21 protein-coding genes and 4 tRNA genes are annotated in these 20,301 nt (G+C 55.5%); 21 read left to right on the top strand and 4 right to left on the bottom strand.

Annotation, left to right across the window (positions count from 1 at the left end):
• The first annotated feature begins 8 nt into the window (after window positions 1–8).
• From C5Y44_RS02290 to C5Y44_RS02270, 5 genes are all read left to right on the top strand, one after another.
• Window positions 9–467, top strand: a complete 459-nt coding sequence (locus C5Y44_RS02290) for a hypothetical protein (protein ID WP_105323462.1) — start codon at window positions 9–11, stop codon at window positions 465–467.
• Between the two features lie 31 nt (window positions 468–498).
• Window positions 499–2,157 (top strand): 2-succinyl-5-enolpyruvyl-6-hydroxy-3-cyclohexene-1-carboxylic-acid synthase, encoded by a 1,659-nt coding sequence (gene menD, locus C5Y44_RS02285; RefSeq protein WP_105323461.1) that lies wholly within the window; start codon window positions 499–501, stop codon window positions 2,155–2,157.
• Window positions 2,158–2,162: 5 nt separating this feature from the next.
• Window positions 2,163–2,612 (top strand): DUF3592 domain-containing protein, encoded by a 450-nt coding sequence (locus tag C5Y44_RS02280; protein ID WP_105323460.1) that lies wholly within the window; start codon window positions 2,163–2,165, stop codon window positions 2,610–2,612.
• Window positions 2,613–2,775: 163 nt separating this feature from the next.
• On the top strand, window positions 2,776–3,963 hold the full coding sequence (locus C5Y44_RS02275) for a glycosyltransferase family 1 protein (protein WP_105323459.1): 1,188 nt from the start codon (window positions 2,776–2,778) through the stop codon (window positions 3,961–3,963).
• Between the two features lie 10 nt (window positions 3,964–3,973).
• Window positions 3,974–4,666 (top strand): demethylmenaquinone methyltransferase, encoded by a 693-nt coding sequence (locus C5Y44_RS02270; RefSeq protein ID WP_105323458.1) that lies wholly within the window; start codon window positions 3,974–3,976, stop codon window positions 4,664–4,666.
• On the opposite strand, the gene C5Y44_RS02265 is transcribed toward C5Y44_RS02270, so the two are convergent.
• Window positions 4,663–5,877 (bottom strand): geranylgeranyl reductase family protein, encoded by a 1,215-nt coding sequence (locus tag C5Y44_RS02265; RefSeq protein ID WP_105323457.1) that lies wholly within the window; start codon window positions 5,875–5,877, stop codon window positions 4,663–4,665. The two genes, C5Y44_RS02270 and C5Y44_RS02265, sit on opposite strands and share 4 nt — an antisense overlap.
• A gap of 109 nt (window positions 5,878–5,986) precedes the next feature.
• Here C5Y44_RS02265 and C5Y44_RS02260 point away from each other — a divergent pair, with 109 nt between their 5' ends.
• Together C5Y44_RS02260 and C5Y44_RS02255 are read left to right on the top strand one after the other, a co-directional pair.
• Window positions 5,987–6,976: a polyprenyl synthetase family protein gene (locus C5Y44_RS02260; protein ID WP_105323456.1), complete on the top strand. Its 990-nt coding sequence runs from the start codon at window positions 5,987–5,989 to the stop codon at window positions 6,974–6,976.
• A gap of 84 nt (window positions 6,977–7,060) precedes the next feature.
• Window positions 7,061–7,146, top strand: a tRNA-Tyr gene (locus C5Y44_RS02255).
• Window positions 7,147–7,335: 189 nt separating this feature from the next.
• Here C5Y44_RS02255 and C5Y44_RS02250 read toward each other — a convergent pair.
• Window positions 7,336–8,478 (bottom strand): HNH endonuclease signature motif containing protein, encoded by a 1,143-nt coding sequence (locus C5Y44_RS02250; RefSeq protein ID WP_105323455.1) that lies wholly within the window; start codon window positions 8,476–8,478, stop codon window positions 7,336–7,338.
• A 189-nt stretch (window positions 8,479–8,667) separates the two neighbouring features.
• On the bottom strand, window positions 8,668–10,242 hold the full coding sequence (locus C5Y44_RS02245) for a CitMHS family transporter (RefSeq protein WP_199185960.1): 1,575 nt from the start codon (window positions 10,240–10,242) through the stop codon (window positions 8,668–8,670).
• A gap of 228 nt (window positions 10,243–10,470) precedes the next feature.
• Between C5Y44_RS02245 and C5Y44_RS02240 the strand changes: the two genes are divergently transcribed.
• The 13 genes from C5Y44_RS02240 (at window position 10,471) to rplL (ending at window position 19,072) form a co-directional block, all read left to right on the top strand.
• Window positions 10,471–12,138, top strand: coding sequence for a sensor histidine kinase (locus C5Y44_RS02240; RefSeq protein ID WP_105323454.1), 1,668 nt, complete (start codon window positions 10,471–10,473; stop codon window positions 12,136–12,138).
• Window positions 12,138–12,794, top strand: coding sequence for a response regulator (locus tag C5Y44_RS02235; protein ID WP_105323453.1), 657 nt, complete (start codon window positions 12,138–12,140; stop codon window positions 12,792–12,794). Before C5Y44_RS02240 ends, C5Y44_RS02235 begins: the two co-directional genes overlap by 1 nt.
• A 124-nt stretch (window positions 12,795–12,918) precedes the next feature.
• A tRNA-Thr gene (locus tag C5Y44_RS02230) sits at window positions 12,919–12,991 on the top strand.
• A 48-nt stretch (window positions 12,992–13,039) separates the two neighbouring features.
• Window positions 13,040–13,111 (top strand) — tRNA-Met (locus tag C5Y44_RS02225).
• Window positions 13,112–13,211: 100 nt separating this feature from the next.
• Window positions 13,212–13,287 (top strand) — tRNA-Trp (locus C5Y44_RS02220).
• 149 nt (window positions 13,288–13,436) lie between these two features.
• Window positions 13,437–13,754: a preprotein translocase subunit SecE gene (gene secE / locus C5Y44_RS02215; protein WP_105323452.1), complete on the top strand. Its 318-nt coding sequence runs from the start codon at window positions 13,437–13,439 to the stop codon at window positions 13,752–13,754.
• 109 nt (window positions 13,755–13,863) lie between these two features.
• Window positions 13,864–14,742 (top strand): transcription termination/antitermination protein NusG, encoded by an 879-nt coding sequence (gene nusG, locus C5Y44_RS02210; protein WP_105323451.1) that lies wholly within the window; start codon window positions 13,864–13,866, stop codon window positions 14,740–14,742.
• A 163-nt stretch (window positions 14,743–14,905) separates the two neighbouring features.
• Window positions 14,906–15,352, top strand: a complete 447-nt coding sequence (gene rplK, locus C5Y44_RS02205) for a 50S ribosomal protein L11 (protein WP_066792407.1) — start codon at window positions 14,906–14,908, stop codon at window positions 15,350–15,352.
• A gap of 82 nt (window positions 15,353–15,434) precedes the next feature.
• On the top strand, window positions 15,435–16,139 hold the full coding sequence (gene rplA, locus C5Y44_RS02200) for a 50S ribosomal protein L1 (protein WP_105323450.1): 705 nt from the start codon (window positions 15,435–15,437) through the stop codon (window positions 16,137–16,139).
• 131 nt (window positions 16,140–16,270) lie between these two features.
• Window positions 16,271–17,221: an ABC transporter substrate-binding protein gene (locus C5Y44_RS02195; protein WP_105323449.1), complete on the top strand. Its 951-nt coding sequence runs from the start codon at window positions 16,271–16,273 to the stop codon at window positions 17,219–17,221.
• A gap of 78 nt (window positions 17,222–17,299) precedes the next feature.
• Window positions 17,300–17,866, top strand: a complete 567-nt coding sequence (locus C5Y44_RS02190; protein WP_233189787.1) for a DUF1990 domain-containing protein — start codon at window positions 17,300–17,302, stop codon at window positions 17,864–17,866.
• Between the two features lie 227 nt (window positions 17,867–18,093).
• Window positions 18,094–18,609, top strand: coding sequence for a 50S ribosomal protein L10 (gene rplJ, locus C5Y44_RS02185; protein WP_105323447.1), 516 nt, complete (start codon window positions 18,094–18,096; stop codon window positions 18,607–18,609).
• 76 nt (window positions 18,610–18,685) lie between these two features.
• A complete protein-coding gene (gene rplL, locus C5Y44_RS02180) occupies window positions 18,686–19,072 on the top strand; it encodes a 50S ribosomal protein L7/L12 (protein ID WP_066840222.1) in 387 nt (128 codons plus the stop codon).
• A gap of 94 nt (window positions 19,073–19,166) precedes the next feature.
• On the opposite strand, the gene C5Y44_RS02175 is transcribed toward rplL, so the two are convergent.
• Window positions 19,167–19,742 carry a TetR/AcrR family transcriptional regulator gene (locus C5Y44_RS02175; protein ID WP_105323446.1) on the bottom strand — a complete coding sequence of 192 codons (576 nt, stop codon included), beginning with the start codon at window positions 19,740–19,742 and terminating at the stop codon, window positions 19,167–19,169.
• A 131-nt stretch (window positions 19,743–19,873) separates the two neighbouring features.
• On the opposite strand from C5Y44_RS02175, the gene C5Y44_RS02170 reads away from it, so the two are divergent.
• Window positions 19,874–20,260, top strand: coding sequence for a DUF1304 domain-containing protein (locus C5Y44_RS02170; protein ID WP_105323445.1), 387 nt, complete (start codon window positions 19,874–19,876; stop codon window positions 20,258–20,260).
• Window positions 20,261–20,301: the final 41 nt, after the last annotated feature.

Raw genomic sequence — 20,301 nt, 5'->3', positions numbered from 1 at the left:
GTGAAGACATGAATGATCGACCACGGCAATATTTCCCCGGCGAAGACGACCCAAACCCCGCGCAGCAGAACGCTCAGCAGCCGCAGCAGTCTGAGGGATACTATGACTTCCCCGACGAACAACCGGCCTACGCGGCTGGTGGAGGTCACGACACCGGTTCCGGCGGCAACGGGCTTACCGTGACCTTGGGCATTATCGCCGCGCTCGCGTTGCTGGCTGCTGGTGCCCTGCTGTTTCTGTGGCGCTCTTCAGCCGCGGAAGCAGATAAAGAGCCACCGCCGCCGGTCACAGAAACCGTGACGGAGACTGAGACGGAAATGCAGACCGAAACTGAAACCGAGACGGAAACAGAAACCACCACGGTGACTGAGAATCCGCTCCCAAATGTTTCCGATCTGCCCGAGGTACCGGAGGACCCCGATGAGGTTGAAGACTGGATCAACGACCTTTTTGGACAGCGGCAATAAGCAATTTGGTTAAGCACAGTAGATTAGAGGCATGAATTCAACGTCTTTGAATCTTGCACAGGCCATCGCCGCGCAACTGTCCCGGCACATCACCGATGTCGTGATCTGCCCGGGCTCGCGGAATTCTCCATTGTCTTTGGCGCTTTTGGCGCGTGAAGACTTACGCGTGCATACCCGCATCGATGAGCGCACTGCGGCTTTCTTTGCCCTTGGTTTAGCGCGGGTATCTGGCCGCCATGTCGCAGTAGTGATGACATCTGGCACGGCCGTGGCCAATACTTTGCCGGCAATGGTTGAGGCACACTACGCGCACGTGCCGCTGGCGATTGTTAGTGCTGACCGCCCAGCGCGTTTAGTGGGCACGGGTGCTTCGCAGACTATTGAGCAGCAAGGAATCTTCGGCGTTTACGCTGATACCGTGCAGGTCACTGAACCTGCGGATATCCCGCAGATCGCTGAAGCTTTTACCTCACAGCGCCAAGTGCATATCAACGTGGCTTTTGACGCGCCATTGTTGGGCGAGACCGCGCTGGATACGCCGACGGATATCACTCACAAGCGCGCGCCGGTTCCTGGCTGGGTCAACCACGGCGAAGTAGAAGTAGATCTCTCGCGCAACACTTTAGTAATCGCTGGTGATGAAGCGTGGGCTGTGGAGGGACTAGAAGACGTTCCCACCATTGCAGAACCTACCGCGCCGGCGCCGTACCACCCAGTGCACCCGGCGGCTGCCCGCGTCTTTAGGCAAGACCAGGTCTCAGCTAATGATTACGTGGTCAATACCCGCGTTGAACAAGTAATTGTGGTCGGTCACCCCACGTTGCACCGCGATGTCATGGCGTTGATTTCAGATCCTGATGTGGACTTGATTTCGCTCTCACGCACGACTGATATCACCAACCCTCGCCGTGTGCAGTCGGGCGATGCACACGCCACTGACACCAAGACGCGCATTGGCACCACCGTGAAAGTTTCAGGCCAGCCGACCTCGGATTGGATGAAGATCTGCGAGGGTGCTGCGGTTGCCGGCTCTGATGCCGTGCGCGAAGCACTAGAAAATACCGACCACGGCTTTACCGGCTTGCATGCGGCCGCCGCGGTTACAGATACCCTGGCCGTTGGTGATGCACTCTTCGTCGGCGCATCCAACCCAATTCGCGATGTCTCCTTGGCGGGACTGCCTTTTGATGGCGTAGAGGTATATTCGCCGCGCGGTGCCGCAGGAATTGATGGCTCGATATCGCAAGCACTTGGTGTTGCCATTGCTACCCAAACCCGCGAGCGTGATCTCGCGCGTGCACCGCGTACCGTCGCGCTGCTAGGCGATATCACTTTCTTGCATGATCTGACCGGCATGATTTTAGGACCGGAAGAAATCCGTCCGGAAAACCTCACCATCGTTATCGCGAATGACAACGGCGGAGGCATTTTTGAATCGCTTGAAACCGGGCAGTTGTCATTGCGTGGAGACTTTGAAAAAGCCTTCGGCACCCCACACAACGTGGATATTGAGCCGTTGATTGAAGGCTTTGGCGTAGATTATCGCCGTGCTGATTCCGCGCAAGAGCTCCTAGATACGCTGGCGGAACTAGCAGAATTTGCCGTGGGTATCACCGTGGTCGAAGCTCGCGTGGCACGCGATACGCGCCGGGGATTGCACGCTGAAATCTCCTCGAAGAACGCGTTTTAATCCTCATGCGGTTTCGATTCCGGCGCAGGCTCAACCAGCTCATCGTGGCGCTTTATGCCGTCGCCATTTTGGCAGCAGTCGCGATGGCAGCTGGTCCGTTTCTCAATGACTTAAAGATTGCGGCGAACCCGCAGCGGGCATTGGGCACGGTTACTGGCGTGGACTGGATGCGCACCGCCGTGGAATACCAGGACAGTGATGGCATCTACCACCAGCCATCTTCCGGGCTGCTGTATCCCACGGGGCTAGCCACAGGTCAGCAAGTGTGGGTGACTTTCTCCGGCGACGATCCGGAGCTGGTCAAAGTTGAAGGTCGCGAATGGACATTGTCCATCATCCCGGCGATATCGGTTGCTGTGGTGAGCTCGATTGTGGCTGGCGGGGCATGGTGGCTGGTCAACTATCGGCGCTCACGCTATCGGCGCTCACGCGACGTCGCTGAGCAAGATGAATAGTGCGCACTGGACAGTAACCAACATCACTGCTAAAAGCGGCGTGGGTGACTACGATGGGTCGGGTGTGCGCCAAGCTGCGCAAATGCTGGATAGCTAAGAAATTATCCACAATTTCGTGCAGATTTTACGCAAATATAACCTTATTCGCCGAAGATGAGAGATTATGCGTGTAGCGATTGTTGCGGAGTCCTTCTTGCCCAATGTCAATGGAGTAACTAACTCCGTGCTGCGAGTATTAGAGCACTTACACGCGCAAGGACACGAAGCATTAGTCATCGCCCCCGGTGCGCGCGATGGGCAAGAAGAAATTGCTGATTACCTAGGATTTCCCATCCGGCGGGTGCCCACGGTTAAAGTGCCGCTGATTGATTCTTTGCCGGTGGGTGTGCCTACCTCCGTCGTTGATAGTGAGCTGCGCGCTTTTCGCCCCGATATCATTCACCTGGCTAGCCCCTTTGTACTCGGCGCGGCGGGAGCATTCTCGGCTCGGCAGGCGCGTATCCCGGCCATCGCGGTGTATCAAACTGATGTCGCAGGCTTTGCGACGAAATATCAGCTCTCCGCATTAGCCTTCGGGGTGTGGGAGTGGCTGCGCACCATCCACAACGCCTCTCAGATGACCTTGGCGCCGAGCTCTTTGACGATTGCTGCGCTAGAAAAGCACAACATTAAAAATGTGCGCCACTGGGGCAGGGGAGTCGACGCGAAACGTTTCCATCCCTCGAACCGCTCTGACTCCTTGCGCGCTGCGTGGGACCCGACGGGCAAGAAACGCATCGTTGGCTTTGTTGGACGCCTGGCCGCAGAAAAAGGCGTGCACCGGCTGTCCGCGCTCAATGACCGCGAGGATATCCAGCTCGTCATCGTTGGTGATGGGCCAGAACGCCCGTTGCTGGAAGCGCAGTTGCCCACTGCAGTCTTTACTGGAGCGCTCGGTGGCAAAGAACTTGCGCAAGCTTATGCATCGCTGGATATTTTCGTCCACGCTGGCGAGTTTGAAACCTTCTGCCAGGCGATTCAAGAAGCACAAGCCTCTGGTGTTCCTACCATCGGCCCGAATGCCGGAGGGCCGGTAGATCTTATCGATGCAGGCTATAACGGCTACCTCTTAGAAGTAGATACCTTCATTGAAGATTTGCCCGCGGCTGTCGATGCCATCGATAGCCCCGAATTCGGGATTCGTGCTCGGGCCTCTATTGAGAATAAAACCTGGGAGGCACTGTGTGCTCAACTCGAGGGCTATTACGAGGAAGTATTAGAGTCCACGCGCAAGGTCCCGTTGACGATTTTGGGGCAGCGCCCAGAGCTGCCGCGGTGGGCTGCGCGAGCTCTCGGTGCGCGCGTAGCTTAAACTTAACCGCGTGGGTAAAAAGGCAGATTTAAACAAGAAGCCCTTTGACGTTGCATCCATGTTTGATGCCGTCGGGGAAAAGTACGACATCACCAATACGGTGTTGTCTTTCGGGCAAGACCGCCGGTGGCGCAAACTGACGCGCAAGCGTTTGAACCTGCAGCCAGGGGAAAAGGTGCTTGATCTAGCTGCTGGCACCGCCGTGTCAACGGTGGAGCTATCCAAGTCTGGGGCATGGTGCGTCGCGTGCGATTTCTCACGCGGAATGCTGGCTGCGGGTACCGATCGCGATGTGCCCAAAGTTGCCGGGGACGGTATGAAGTTGCCTTTTGCTGATAACACTTTTGATGCCGTGACCATCTCTTATGGCCTGCGCAATATCCACGACTTCGAGCTGGGCCTGCGGGAGATGGCGCGCGTGACCAAACCCGGCGGACGCCTGACCGTGGCGGAGTTTTCCAAGCCGGTCATCCCTGTCTTCGGCACTTTCTACAAAGAATATTTGATGCGGCTTTTGCCACCTATTGCGCGCTTCGTTTCCTCAAACCCGGATGCATATGTCTACCTGGCAGAATCCATCCGCGCGTGGCCAGAGCAGGAAGAACTAGCAGCGATCATCAACCGCAATGGGTGGAGTGATGCCGGCTGGCAAAACCTCACCGGCGGAATCGTGGCCCTGCACTCCGCGGTAAAGCCTGGCTAGAAGGTTGAATCCCAGAGGGGAGAGCCTGCCCGCGCGGTAGAAACCGCTGTGCCTGCGGTGCGCCACAAGCGCGCGGTGAAATCCCGGTCTTCTTCGGTGATGAGATTGCCCATCAACCGTGCCGCTACGTGCATAGGCCCGCGCAGACCAATCGGGCCGGCAAGTGGCAAAAACTGCGGGTAGGTAAGAACTCGCGCCAACGTGCGCGCGAGCATGAAGGCCTCACCATAGTGCTGGCGCAGAAGATCTGGCCAGACCAAGGTGAGGTCTTTATTTGTGCCCAAAATTTCCGTAGCAAGGGCCGCGGTTTCGAGCCCATAATCAATGCCTTCGCCATTGAGCGGATTTACGCACGCGGCAGCATCGCCGATAATCATCCAGTTGGCGCCAGCCACATTGGACACCGCGCCACCCATGGGGAGGGCAGCGGATGTGATAAGTTTCTCATCGCCAAGCTGCCACTCATCTCGCTGCTGGCTCGCATACTGCGACAACAGCTTTTTGGTGTTGACCTTCGCCGGACGCTTATTCGTCGAAAGCGCACCGCAGCCTAAGTTGACCGAGCCATCACCAATCGGGAAAATCCAGCCATAACCAGGCTGCACCACCCCTTCTTCATCGCGCAGCTCCACATGTGAGTGCATCCAGGGCTCGTCCGAAAACGGTGACTCACAATAGGAGCGCGCAGCGATGCCAAAGACTTCGCCCTTGTGCCAAATACGGCCCAGCTTTTGCCCAAAGGTCGAGCGCACACCATCAGCAACGATGACTTCTTTCGCGCGTATCTTTTTCTCACCGACGCTAAATTCCACTAGGCGATTGCCCTCCAGCTGTGGATCTGTAGCGGGCGCTCCGGTTAAAAGGTGGGCGCCGGCGGCAACGGAGGCATCGACAAGCAATGCGTCTAAACGGTGCCGCTGCAAAGCAGTCCCCTCAACACAGGGGTAGGTCGAAGGCCACGGCGCAGTCGCCGAGGTGCCAAAGCCATGCAGCTTCAAACCCTTGTTGCGATAGGAAGAATTAACCTCCACGCCCAACTGGTTAAGCTGATGCAGACCACGCGGAGTAAGGCCATCACCACACGTTTTATCGCGCGGAAATTCCGCAGAATCAATCAAAACCGTTTCAAAACCACGGCGCACGGAATGCAGCGCAGCCGCTGCTCCACTGGGGCCCGCGCCGATGACCGCAACATCATAATGCTCAACCATGCAAACTATTGTCGCACGCGGGTACCCTGAAGTGCGTTATGCGTCTAGTTTGGACTACGGTTATTGTTTGTCTAAATATAGTTTCATCGAGCACAAGGACCTGTAAACAATGAGCAATCACGCCGTGGATCTGGGGGATGACCAGCTCAATGATCGCGTTGCTGCCGGCGTTGCCGCCGTTGAACGCTTGCTGCACGATGAAACCAACCGTGGGGCGTCTTTTGTATCCGATAAAGCACAGCATCTGTCTGAAGCTGGTGGGAAGCGTTTTCGCCCCATCATGTCGCTGCTAGCGTCTGAATTCGGACCGGAGCCTGGCAACCCCCGCGTTGTCAAAGCTGCCACCGTGGTGGAAATGGTGCACGTGGCAACGCTGTACCACGACGATGTCATGGATGAAGCCGACCGTCGCCGTGGAGTGCAATCCGCAAATTCGCGCTGGAATAACGCGGTTGCGATTTTGGCCGGCGACGCACTGCTGGCACATGCCTCACGCCTGATGAGCCAACTCGATACCCATACCGTTGAGCATTTTGCCGAGACTTTCGAAGAGCTCGTTACCGGGCAAATGCGCGAAACTATCGGTGCGGGTGAAGCGAATCCGATTGACCACTACATGAAAGTCATTCAGGAAAAGACCGCCGTGTTGATTGCTTCGGCAGGCTACTTCGGTGCCTACCACGCTGGGGCCTCGAAAGAACACGCTAAGGCGCTGCGCACCATTGGTGGCGCCATCGGAATGGTTTTCCAGATCGTTGATGACATCATCGACATTTTCTCGGAATCCCATGAATCCGGAAAGACTCCTGGCACAGACTTGCGTGAGGGCGTCTTTACCTTGCCAGTGCTTTATGCCCTCGAGGAAGATTCTGAGGCCGGTGCGGCGCTGCGTGAGCTGTTGACGGGGCCTTTGGAGGCCGATAAGGACGTCAACCGTGCATTGGAGCTGCTGCGCGCGAGCAACGGCCGTCAGCGTGCCTTAGAGGTAGTGAAGCACTACATCGATGTTGTGACGACTGAGTGCGAGGCGTTGCCAGATATTCCTGCGACCCGCGCACTGCGTAGCCTAGCGTCTTATACTGTCGCCCGCGTCGGCTAGTTGCGATTTAGCTGCTATGACCAGCCGATTTGCCATATAGCTAGGGGGACATAGTAGAGTAATGAACCGCACCGAATAGTGCCTGCCAGGTTGTCCGAGCGGCCAAAGGAAGCGGACTGTAAATCCGCCGGCGTACGCCTTCAGAAGTTCGAATCTTCTACCTGGCACCAAAATTTAAGTTCAGCCCCGATTGAGATTTCAGTCGGGGCTGAACTTTTTCTTTTTCACGGTGGTTTTCTTTTTCACGGTGGTTGAGGCTCGGCGCTCAGGGCTTTTGGAAAAGGGATCGCCGAATCGCCCGACTAGCCCGCATATCTAGTCGGGGTGTGCGTAATTGCCGCTTTGCGGTGTGGAGTCTGTTAGATGAGGTTCATCGCTCCCATGCTGCTCACGTGGTGGTTGTTGCCTACAAGCTTTCCGCCTGGGGTGTGCAGGCGGACTTTGCCGCGGTGTCGGCGCATCCTTCCGCGATTGGGCTTGCCTTTTCCTCGCTTATTTTTTCTTTTCTGTGACCCGGGATTACCCGGGTCACCGTCGTCGTTGACGCCATTGTGGTATTTGCACAACATGGTCAGGTTCGATGGTTTCGTGTGCCCGCCGTTCTTGTGGGCATCGATGTGGTGGACCTGGCATCTATCGGCCGGCACATTGCAGTCCGGCCATGGGCACACGAGATTTTCTGCCATGGCTAAGGTACGTAGCTTGTCCGACGCGAACCGTGCCTCATAAAGGTTGACCGGTCCGGCGGTGGGGTGGAAGAGACCGACGTAGAGTTTGTCGCCGAGTGCTCCTTCCATCGCAGCGTTGATGAACTCGGCGCCAGTCATCGTGGTGCCGTCGGATAAAGCAACAACGACGTCCTCGGCTTTGCCGCAGGAGACTTTGGCGAAATCGTCGAGGCCGATAGCGATGACGGTGCGGTATTCAGGTTTGATGAGGCCGGTTCCATCGCCGTCGACTAAATCCCAGAAAGGCTCGAGCAATGCTCCGGAGCGGGGCTGGTCGTCGGTGGTAATAGCGGCGTCGAGAGTTTTCTCGAGGTCGGTAATACGTCGTTGGGTATCGGTGATGCTGATAGTTCGTAAGCCGTCTACAACGCGACCTAGGCGTACACCGCGTTGTTTGGGGGTGTCGCCGCCTTCTTCGGTGACGCGCTTTTTGGCGTAGGCTTCGACTTCTTCTAAAGAGCCTTCAAGGGCTATGAGTTCTGCGCGTAGTTTCCAGGCCGCGCCGCGGGCTTTGAGCTTCCTCGCGTGCTTATTGACCATCAGCAAGTGGTTGGCGCTGAGCTGTCGCTCTTCGGCGAGGGCGATAGTTTCTTGCTGCGCACGTGGGGAGTCGCAGGGGCTAAAAAGTTCGGTGGCGAGGCGGGCGTAGTTTTGGGCGAGGGTAATTTCTATGCCTTCGTCGGATAAGTCGTGGGGTGAGAGCTCATCGAAAAGCCGCAAAAAGCCTATGCCGTGGCTGGTGAGGAGCTTGAATGCTTGCCATATGTCGTTCATAACTTTGACACTAAAACGCCTTTGCAAGTGTGCGCTAGTGCAAGCTTGAAAATCTGTGGATAACTACGTTGACGCGTCACACAACTGGCAAAGTTATCCACAGGCGAGTTGCTTTGCGTAACTTGAGTACACAAAGAAACCGCCCTTAACCAAAAGATTTTGGCTAAGGGCGGCGCTAATTGTGTGGCTTTAGGCAGACAGTGGAATGACTCCAATGCCGATTGCCGTTGCGAGCATGACGACGGAGACTACTACCGCGCGCCACAGCACCTTCTTGTGGTGGTCGCCGAGGTTGACCTTGGCCAAAGACACCAGCAGCAAGATAGCTGGAACCAGAGGAGACTGCATGTGTACAGGCTGACCAGTAATGGATGCCTGGGCCATCTCTACAGGCTCAATGCCGAAGTGAGACGCGCTTTCTGCCAGGACAGGCAGGATGCCGAAGTAGAAGGCATCGTTAGACATGAAGAAAGTCATCGGGATGGACAGCAGACCGGTAATTGGTGCGAGGTAAGAGCCCATGGACTCCGGAATGATGGAAGTAATCCAAGATGCCATTGCTTCGACCATGCCGGTGCCGGAGAAGACACCCACGAGTACGCCAGCAGCAAGGACCATCGAGACCACGCCGACGATGGAAGAAGAGTGAGCCAGCATCTCGGTGGCTTGGTCTTTCACCTTCGGGAAGTTGACGGCTAAAGCCAGGCCAGAGCCGACCATGAAGACGAATGCCAGCGGCAAGATATCAGCGACCAAAGCCACCATGACAACGACCGTGAGGGCCAGGTTGAACCAAATCAGTTTCGGACGCAGTGTGGAGCGGTGTGGATCCAACATGGTGTCGGTCAAGCCATCGTGCTCATCTTCGTCGATAGCGCTGAGCGATACGTGTTCTTCGTCCTCTTCGCGGACATCGACTGCGACGCCACCGCCGCTACCGTCAGGCTGGACGCAGTCAGGTTGGACATCGTAAGGCTGGCCGTCGCCAGAGCGGCCAGTAGAAGCACCGCCAGAGGCGCTAACGCCGCCGGTTTCGGAGCCGCCACGCAAGTCGTCGCCGTTGAAGCGAGACGCATCCACAGAGCCGCCTAGACGCTTGCGCTCAGCGATGCCGAGGAACCATGCGAAGGCAAAGACAACGATGACGCCAACGACGAGCGAGGGAACCATCGGAACAAAAACCTCAGCAGGGTCGAGACCCAAAGCTGCAGCCGCGCGAACTGTCGGCCCACCCCACGGCAAGATATTCATGGTGCCGTTGATAAGACCTGCGACCACGGTAAGAACCACAGGGCTCATGCCCAAGCGCAGGTACAGCGGCAGCATCGCAGAAGTGGTGATGATGAAGGTGGTGGAGCCATCGCCATCGAGTGAGACCACGCCGGCCAGCAGCGCGGTACCCATCACGATTTTCGCGGGGTCGTTGCCCAGGGCGCGCGTGATAATCCGGATGAGGGGATCGAAGAGTCCGACATCGATCATGATGCCGAAGTACATGATGGCAAACATCAGAAGCGCAGCGGTGGGCGCCATGTCCTTGATGGCTTCGATGACCATGTCGCCGATGCCAAGGCCTGCGCCGGCAATCAGGCCGAAGATGGTGGGCACCAAAATCAGCGCGACCATCGGGGTGGAACGGCCAATCATGATGAGCGTCATGAACGTGAGGATCATGGCGAACCCTAAGCCGACGAGGATCCCGTCGGATAGAGTATGCGTTGGCACGTAATCAGCTGCCAACGTAACAATGGTGGGGGAGAACATTCTGGCTCCTTGCACGGGGAAAAATTGCGGTAGCTTCAGTAGCACTGCAGTGCCCTGGAGAACGTCACTTAGCCTAAAGTGGTCTTAGTCACTGTCCAAGTGTTTGGCGCGTTAGGTAACTAATTGTGCAATTTCATCTTTGAGTGCATTTAGTTCACGCGTTTTGTAGCTCGTGGTTTCCCGTGCTCAAATGGGACTTTGCTTGATAAAACATGAAGGATTTCAGTTATGCGCTTTGCCACCCGCGTACTGCTTTTGCAACTGTTGACCGTGGTCGCGGTTGTCAGCACTAGCACCATCGTGTTCATCTTTTTGAGCATGGAGCAGCTTCGCGATGAAGCAGAGACTTCCGCGTTGATGATTGCGCGCACTATTGGCGCGGATCCGCAGGTGCGCGAACTGGTGGCGGAAGAGTCGGCGGATCCGGAAAATCCATCGTCAAGCGTGCTCGCGGAAGGCGAACTGCAGCGCTATGCCACTGCTGCCGCGGATTCCACTGATGCATTGTTTGTAGTCATCACCGACGATAACGGCATGCGGCTTGCGCATCCCGATGACCACCAGCTGGGTCAGCAGGTCAGCACGAGCTTTGCTGACGCGCTAGCGGGCCGCGAGGTGGTGGCCTGGGAACAAGGCACCTTGGGCGAGTCGGCGCGTGCGAAAGTGCCGGTCTTTGCGCCCGGTACGAAGAATCCAGTCGGCGAGATTAGCGTCGGCTTTGAACGCGCGGGTGTCTTTGATGACCTGCCGCGCAAGTTGCTATTTATCGGGGCGGCGGCACTGCTGGCACTGCTTATCGGAATCATCGCCATGTTCGTGCTGCGTAAGCGGTGGGAGCAACTGACATTGGGGGTGCAGCCGGAAGAGCTCGTCGTGATGGTGCAAAACCAGGCCGCGGTGCTCGACGGTGTTGGCGACGGCGTCATCGCGCTTGATACCGCAGGAGTGATTCGCTTGAGCAATGGCTCTGCCAAACAGATCTTTGGCCTACAGGATGCCGAAGGTCATGAGCTTTCAGATTTGGGCCTGCCGGGCGATGTTATCGATGACCTGCTGGCAGGAAAGGCGCGCGACGGGATCGTTGTTAACGGCCGGGTGCTCTTCTTGGAGGCGCGCGCGGTAGACCGCGGTGGGCAATCCCTTGGCGCGGTCATAATCATTAGAGATCGCACTGACGTCATGGCTTTATCGGAACGTTTGGATACCGTGCGCACCATGACCTCAGCGTTGCGGGTGCAGCGCCACGAATTTGCCAACCGCATGCACGTAGCAGCGGGGCTGATTGAGTCGGGCCGCGACGCGGAAGCCACGCAGTTTCTGCGCGCTATGTATGCCCGGGGGCCTGTGGAATATCCACTCTTGGGCATGGATCTTCTCTCCGAGCCCTTCTTGCAGGCTTTCTTGGGTGCTAAATCACTCGAGGCTTCCGAGCGCGGGGTGACCGTGCAAATCCGTGAAGAGACTTTAGTGCTCGGCAAGGTAGTGGAGGTCGAAGATATTGCGACGGTGCTTGGCAACCTCGTCGATAACGCCATCACCGCGGCTTTGGGTAACGAAGATTTGCGCCTAGTGGAGGTGACGTTGATGGATGAAGCATCGGAATTGGTCATTGTCGTCGCCGATTCCGGATACGGAATCCCTGAAGGTGCTGACCCATTTGCGCCTAAGGCACAGGCAGCTGATGGGGAGCAGATCCCAGCGGACCAAATTCATGGCCGCGGCATTGGGCTGACGCTTTCGCAAGAAATCGCGCAGCGACGCGGCGGGGAGATTTGGGTGATCGAAAGAGGTGGTGAGCCTTCCGGACGTGGTGCTGTATTTGGCGCAAAGTTGCCCGGGGTGATGGACCAAACCGGCAGTGTGAATTACGTTGAAGTGCGAGAGGAAGAAAACTAATGACAGATCGCACATGGTCAGTACTCGTAGTCGATGACGATTTCCGCGTCGCAGGCGTGCACGCAGACATCGTGGAGGCCGCACCAGGCTTTAGCGTGAGCAACACAGCGCGCTCGCTCGCGGAAGCGACGGACGCGATTAAGGCCTCGCCGCCAGATTTGATGCTTGTCGATGTCTACTTGCCCGACGGGGACGGCATCGAGCTAGTCCACCACAGCGGGATAGATGCATTCATCCTCAGTGCTGCGGACGAAGCAACAACGGTACGCCGGGCCATGCGTGCGGGTGCCTTGGGCTATCTGGTCAAGCCTTTTCAGCGCGCAACGCTGCTGGAGCGGTTGGACCGCTATGCGCGCTATCGCCATGTGCTACAAGGCAAGCGCGGCATGCGCCAGGACAAAATCGACCAAGCGCTATCGATTTTGCTGGGGGCGGCACCAGTGATGCCTGCGTCGAGTTCCTCAACGGAGCAATTGCTTCTCGATGCCCTCGGCGCCGGCGAACTGTCTGCCGCCGAAGCCGCGGAAATTGCTGGGGTCTCGCGGCCTACCGCGCAACGTCGACTAGCAACCATGGCGAATCAGGGAATAGTCCAAATTCGTCTTCGTTATGGCGCGGCTGGGCGCCCGGAGCACTTGTACTCCAAGATGGACTAAAATAAGCGTTATTGAATGCGTTAAAAAGACGGAATGAACTGCGGATTTGTGTTTGTATGCCGTTTCGGGTTAATCTTTTCAAGGCTTCAAAGAGAGCGCGAAAGCGAATAATCAAAGAAGCTAAGCCCCCTTAGCTCAGTCGGCAGAGCGTTTCCATGGTAAGGAAAAGGTCGACAGTTCGATTCTGTCAGGGGGCTCTGTTCATTTATGACGAGGATTTGTATCCTGGTTTATAAATGGCCTCTGGCGGTGTAGCTCAGTGGTAGAGCAAGCGACTCATAATCGCTGTGTCGCGAGTTCAATTCTCGCCATCGCTACCGGGTAAAGGCTCCCGCATCTTCGGTTTGAAACTTGAAGAAGTAGGAACCCTTTTTCTATCCCAGATGATGACTCTGGTAAGGTGTACATCGTCTTCCAAGGGGCGTGGCGCAATTGGTAGCGCAACGGTCTCCAAAACCGTAGGTTGCAGGTTCGAGTCCTGTCGCCCCTGCCAAGTAAGTAACTTAAGGCCCGGCCAGCAATGGTCGGGCCTTAAGTCTATCTTTCGATTGGCCGCTATAGTGGGCTTTGGTAGACTCGTTCGGGTTCAACAAGATCTGGATAGGATCTTGGTACGTATTTTTCTTGAGGAGCATTCTCGCTGTGACTGACAATTCTGGGGCACAACGCCCAACAGGCAAGCGTCAACGTACTGGTGCTGCTGAGACGTCCACGGATGCTTATCAGAATAAGCGCGTAGTACGCGTCGAAGCCGGCGAAGGCGACAGCAAGCCAGGCGGCGGTGTAGCAACATTTGTGCCCGAGGTTGTCACCGAAATGAAAAAGGTGGTGTGGCCGACCGCGAAGGAAATGCTGCAGTACACCTTGGTGGTCTTTGGCTTCCTCATCATCTTGACCGCCCTTGTCTGGGGCGTCGATGCGCTTACCGGTATGGGCGTAGAGTGGCTGCTAGTTCGCTAGAGCTATACAAATTGGCTTTTTTACCGTAGAATATCGCTTAAGTTAACTATCATCCCGCTTGTTCCTTCCCGTGGAACGGCGGGATAATTTATTGAAGATGGAGCACATTATGACCGAAAATAACGAGGAAACCGGCAACAACATCGGTGACGCTGTTATCGAATCTGTCCAAGAGCAGGCAGCAGAAGCTGCCGAGGCCACAGAATCTATCGATGCCACCGAGGCTATGGACACCGTTGAGGCACCTCCGGCAGAGGTAGAGGCTGTGGACGCAGACCCTGCTGAAGCTGAGTCTACTGAAGCTCCGTCCGCTGAGGAAGAGGCTGAAGTAGACGCGGATGCTGACTACCGTCGCCGTTTGCGCAAGTACACCAAGGAACTGAAAGAGCTGCCTGGTCAGTGGTACATCATTCAGTGCTACTCGGGTTATGAAAACAAGGTAAAGACCAACCTGGACATGCGTGCGCAGACGCTGGAAGTTGAAGACTCTATCTTTGATGTGGTCGTTCCAGTTGAGCAGGTTATTGAAAACAAGGACGGCAAGAAGAAGCTCGTCAAGCGCAAGCTGCTGCCTGGCTACGTTCTTGTGCGCATGGAGCTCAACGACGCCGCATGGTCGGTTGTGCGTGACACCCCAGGTGTTACCAGCTTCGTGGGTAACGAAGGTAATGCCACCCCAGTCAAGCACCGCGACGTAGCGAAGTTCTTGCTGCCTAAGGAAGGCGCGGCATCGGCAGGCGAAGCAGCGGCAAACGCAGCTGAAGGCGAGCAGGTCATCTCCATGCCTGAGCAGGAAGCAGCGAAGAAGTACGCACACGACTACGTTGTGGGCGAAGCGGTAACGATCTTGTCTGGCCCATTCGCATCGGTTTCCGCGACCATTTCTGAAATTGATGAAGAGACCGGCAAGATGGTTGGCCTGGTTTCCATCTTCGGCCGTGAGACCCCAGTGGAGCTTTCTCCAACGGAGATTGAGCGCATTAACTAATTTGGGTAATGCTTAGGGTCTAGATTAGGCTTGGTCGACGTGTGTAAATTTTTACGCACGTCGATTTTTCATTTATCCCCGGTGGCCGCACAAGGTGGCATCCGGACGGGTCCTACTATTCATCGTGGTGGGGTAGCCCGGTATCACGGAAAGAGGTAATTCGATGGCTCCGAAGAAAAAGAAGAAGGCCTCAGGCTTTATCAAGCTGCAGATCGAAGCAGGCGCTGCTAACCCAGCTCCTCCAGTTGGTCCTGCACTGGGTGCACACGGCGTCAACATCATGGAATTCTGCAAGGCTTACAACGCTGCAACCGAATCCATGCGCGGCAACGTCATCCCAGTTGAGATCACCGTCTACGAAGACCGTTCATTCGACTTCATCCTGAAGTCCCCACCAGCAGCTAAGCTGCTGCTGAAGGCTGCAGGCATCAAGAAGGGCTCCGGCGTTCCACACACCGACAAGGTCGGCTCCGTGACTTGGGATCAGTGCAAGGAAATTGCAGAGACCAAGAAGAACGACCTCAACGCACGTGACATCGAAGCTGGCGCAGCGATCATCGCTGGTACCGCTCGCTCCATGGGCATCACCGTTGACGGCGCTCCAGAATAAACAACTTCATGTGGCAGGGCCAGCTTCGGCCCGCTAAACACCACACCAATCCACCAACTTATTTTTTAAGGATTTGATTTAAATGAGCAAGAACTCCAAGGCATACAAGGCCGCTGCAGAGCTCGTTGACAAGGACCGTCTCTACCGTCCAATTGAGGCTGCAAAGCTGGCTAAGGAAACCTCCTCCAAGAACTACGACGCAACCGTTGACGTTGCTTTCCGCTTGGGCGTTGACCCACGTAAGGCAGACCAGCTGGTTCGCGGCACCGTATCTTTGCCACACGGCACTGGTAAGGACGTTCGCGTTGCTGTCTTCGCTGAAGGCGAGAAGGCAACCGAGGCAGAAGCAGCAGGCGCAGACATCGTCGGCACCGAAGCTCTTCTTGAGGCAATCAACGCTGGCAACCTGGACTTCGACGTTGCTATTGCAACCCCAGACCAGATGGCTAAGGTTGGCCGCGTAGCTCGCGTTCTGGGCCCACGTGGTCTGATGCCTAACCCTAAGACCGGTACCGTTACCGCTGATGTTGCCAAGGCAATTGCAGACGTTAAGGGCGGCAAGATCTCCTTCCGCGTTGACAAGGCAGCTAACCTGCACGCAATGATCGGTAAGGCTTCCTTCGATGCTGAGAAGCTGGCTGAGAACTACGGCGCACTGCTCGACGAGCTGCTGCGTATCAAGCCTGCTTCTTCCAAGGGTATCTACCTGAAGAAGGTTACCTTGTCCACCACCAATGGCCCTGGTATTCCAGTTGACTCTCACGTTCAGAAGAACTACGCTGAGTAATTCCCTTTAGTTATTTTGAACTGCATTAAGCGTCCCAGCTACTTCGGTAGCAGGGGCGTTTTATTGTTGCCAACACCAAAATATTTAGGCAAGGCTTGCCTTCATAGCTTTGGTTCATGTAATTTTAGACAATGACAATTTCTCACCTGCACAAACGCAGGTCTGCCACAGTTGCAGCGTTTCTAGTTGGCGCAGCAGTTTTGATTAGCTCATGTTCTTCGGCCGCAAGCGATGAACCTGCTCCATCCACTGACGTAGCCTCGGCCGGATATACGGTGGAGCACGCGATGGGAAGTACAGAAATTCCTGGGGCTCCCCAACGCGTTGTGGTGATTGATTCGCCGCACCTTGATGCATTGCTGGCGTTAGGGATTATCCCGGTCGGCGCTACGGAATCGGGAGCAGAAGCGGGTTTCCCAGGTTATCTGCAAGAAGAACTGGCTGATGCCGAATCTGTCGGACAAACTGCAGAACCGAACATAGAAAAGATTGCGGCTTTGGAACCTGATCTAATCATTGGGGCGAAGGTCCGCCACGAAGCAATCTATGAGCAGTTATCTGGGATTGCACCAACTGTGATGTCGGAAGGTTCAGGAACCAACTGGCATGAGCAAGCAGAAATCACTGCTGCCGCTGTGAATAAGTCGCAAGAGATGGAACAGCTTATTGCTGAGTTGGATGCTCGTGCACAAGAACTTGGTGAAGATATTGATGCTGATGGTCAAACTGCGTCGATGGTGCGGTTCCGTCCTGAAAACTTCCGTCTGTATGGTCCGGAAACCTTCTCCGGTTCCGTTCTGGAACAAGTTGGTTTTGATTTGGGGGAGAGGGATTGGAATGAGTACTCCATGATGGAGCTTTCACCCGAAAACTTTGCCGAGATTGATGGAGATGTCATTTTCTATACAATCCCTGGCTCGGCAGATGCAACTACTTATCCGGCTGTTTCCGAGTTATGGTCAGAGTCAGAAGCGGTCGAGCAGGGCAAGGTTTACGAGTTTGAAGATGAAACCTGGATGATAGGTATTGGCGTGCTGGGCGCTAATGAAATCCTAGATGACCTTGAGGAGGCCTTGGGATAGCTGCTTTGTTGTGAATTTGGAGGACTAATGCAGGGCAATGGGAATTCAATCCATCAGGGTTTGTCGTATCCACGGGACATGGTGGGAAAGAGCTTATTGCTTGCCGATGCCACCTGGTTGCCCGATTCTTCTTGGCACGTCGTGGACTACGCGGAGACAATTGGTCACGGGGAAGCTGACTTCTTAAAGGCGGTAGACAATCTCTTGACTTGGCGAGCACACCGTGCTGCTTTCGTCCGAGTAGAAGAAGCTTTTCGGCTAGGCAAGCCTGCATCGGGTGAGCCGGAGCGGGGCGAGACAGTTCAGCTGTATTTTGGTCCGACCGTATCGCCATGCAGAATCATCGCGGTCGAGCGCAGCCCACGGCGCGTGGCATTGGTTTATGGAACCATGCATGGGCACATCGAGTGCGGTGAGGAAGCGTTCATTATTGAGCGTGACGCGAATGACGCGGTCATTGGCCGCTGTGTTGCTTTCTCGCAACATTCCTGGTGGTTGGCCAGGCTATTTAGTAGGCCAGCACGGGTTGTTCAACGTTGGGCGACGAAACGCTACGTGCGGGGTATGAGCCGCGATTTGGAGAATGTGGTACGGGGAGCTAGAGTGATACCCGAAGTTTGGACGAACCCACTTGGTTTCAAGTGAAGGTTCGTGCTCAAGTTTCACCGAAGACCGTAGGTTATCTGAACTATTCGGATCGAAGGACCCCGCACTCAATGGGGCAGCCCACGCAGGAGACGCTTGTTGCACTCTAGTCATTAGTTTGGCTTGATTGTGTGCCTCGTGCTCTTGCACGGGGCTTTTTTGATGCCTGTCATCAAATTTGCTCCGGCGGAACAAAAGAGATGTTTTGAAAGGAGGCGAGTAAGAAAATGGCAAACCCAAAGAACACTGCGGAATTGGCTGAGCTGAAGGAGAAGATCGCTGCATCTTCCTCCATCGTCATCACCGAGTACCGCGGCCTGACCGTTGCACAGCTTCAGGAGCTGCGCACCAACCTGGGCTTTGATGTTGATTACTCCGTCGCCAAGAACACCCTCTTCAAGATCGCTGCCAACGAAGCTGGCATCGAAGGCCTTGACGCACACCTCTCCGGCCCATCCGCATTTGCCTTCATTAAGGGCGAAGCAGTTGATGCCGCAAAGGTTATGAAGAAGTTCGCTGATGATAACGACGCACTCGTTCTCAAGGGCGGCTACATGGACGGCAGCGCTTTGTCTGCTGACCAAGTCAAGGCTATCGCCGACCTGGACAACCGCGAGACCACTCTCGCAAAGCTGGCTGGCGCAATGAAGGGCAACTTGGCAAAGGCCGCTGGCCTGTTCAATGCCCCTGCTTCTCAGGTTGCACGCCTCTCGGCTGCACTGCAGGAGAAGAAGGAAGCTTAAGTCGCACACCACGTGCGCAACACAATCTACAACTTGTTGGATTTAGAAAAATCCGACTGAAGAAAGGATGCCTACCATGGCTAAGCTCACCAAGGACGAGCTCATTGAAGCGTTCAAGGAAATGACCCTCATCGAGCTCTCTGAGTTCGTTAAGGAATTCGAAGAGGTCTTCGACGTAACCGCTGCTGCTCCTGTAGCTGCTGTTGCTGCTGCTGCACCAGGTGCAGACGCTGCTGCTGCCGAAGAGAAGGACGAGTTCGACGTTGTCCTGACCGACGCTGGCGCAAAGAAGATCGGCGTTATTAAGGCTGTTCGCGAAATCGTTTCCGGCCTGGGCCTGAAGGAAGCTAAGGAGCTCGTTGAGGGCGCACCTAAGGCTATCCTCGAGGCTGCAAGCAAGGACGACGCTGAAGCTGCTAAGGCTAAGCTGGAAGAAGCTGGCGCTTCCGTCGAGCTCAAGTAATTTAGAGCTTAATTGCAAATTCCCCCTCGGTGACTGTTGGTTTATTCCAGCAGTACCCAGGGGGAATTTCCCGTTTTAGGGGTTAGGTTCACATCTAACCGTGGCCTGTGAGGAGATCGTGGGCTGTGCCAAGCGTGTCGATTGCGAGCGTGGTATCAACCCGCACGAGTGTAAACGCGCTAATAATAAGGCCAGTGATGGCATCAACTAAACGGGTTTGTCCAGCGCTGCCTAGTTCGGGGCGGGCAGCGCCGACGCCACGGGCAATAGCACCGCGTAATTCGTCGAGATAGTCGGTGATGACGCGGCAGACTTGTTCATCTTGCGCCAATCCAGAGCCCGAAGCATTCACTAATAAACAGCCCGGGGCGTGCTCGAGAGCTTCGAAGGCATGGCTCAAGCCTGTTATGTAGTCGGTTAAAGCAGTGGGGGAGACTACATCGACAAGCAAAGGCCGAAGACGGGGCCGAACAACTTCCTCGAGGTAGTTATCCACGGCGGCATCGAAAAGCCCGCGTTTGGAGCCGAAAGTGTTGTAGATGCTGGACCGGTTAAGCCCCGTTGCCTTTTCCAAAGCTGGAAGCGCGGTCTCGGCGTAGCCATCGCGCCAAAACACATCACGTGCGGCCTTGATAGCTGCTTGTTTATCGAATGCTGCAGTGCGTGACATGCATGCTCCCTTGCGCTTTACTTGATGGTACTGACCAGCAGACTAGCTGAACTGACCGTTTCAGTATATATTTGAACCGTTCAGTTCAAAAAGCGACGTCTCGATTGCCACACTCACAGAAAGTCACCGCCATGCTTATTGCCGGCCTAGTACTCACCGGGGTTGCGGCCCTTATTCACGTCTATATCTTCTATCTTGAGTCAATTGCTTGGACAAGCGAACGCGCCCGTGCCACATTTGGAACCTCCGTTGAAGAAACCGAGAGCACGAAAGAACTGGCCTTCAATCAAGGCTTTTACAACCTCTTTCTAGCGACCTCGGTAGCTGCTGGTTTGTTCTTTTGGGGTTTTGGTAATCACACCGTCGGTTCGACACTGATTTTCGTCGGTGCTGGGTCCATGGTTGCCGCTTCTATTGTTCTGTTCATTTTTAGCGCTGACAAGCGTCCTGCCGCGTTGAAACAAGGAGTAGTTCCCGCGCTCGGCATCCTCTTTTTGGCGCTTGGCCTAGCCATTTAGCAGCACCACAACACTATTTTCTAAAGTTTAGGAAGTTTATC

Origin of the sequence: Corynebacterium sp. J010B-136, from assembly GCF_002967075.1 — a bacterium.
Taxonomy (GTDB): Bacteria; Actinomycetota; Actinomycetes; order Mycobacteriales; family Mycobacteriaceae; genus Corynebacterium.
This window is presented reverse-complemented; position numbering and strand designations above follow the sequence as displayed.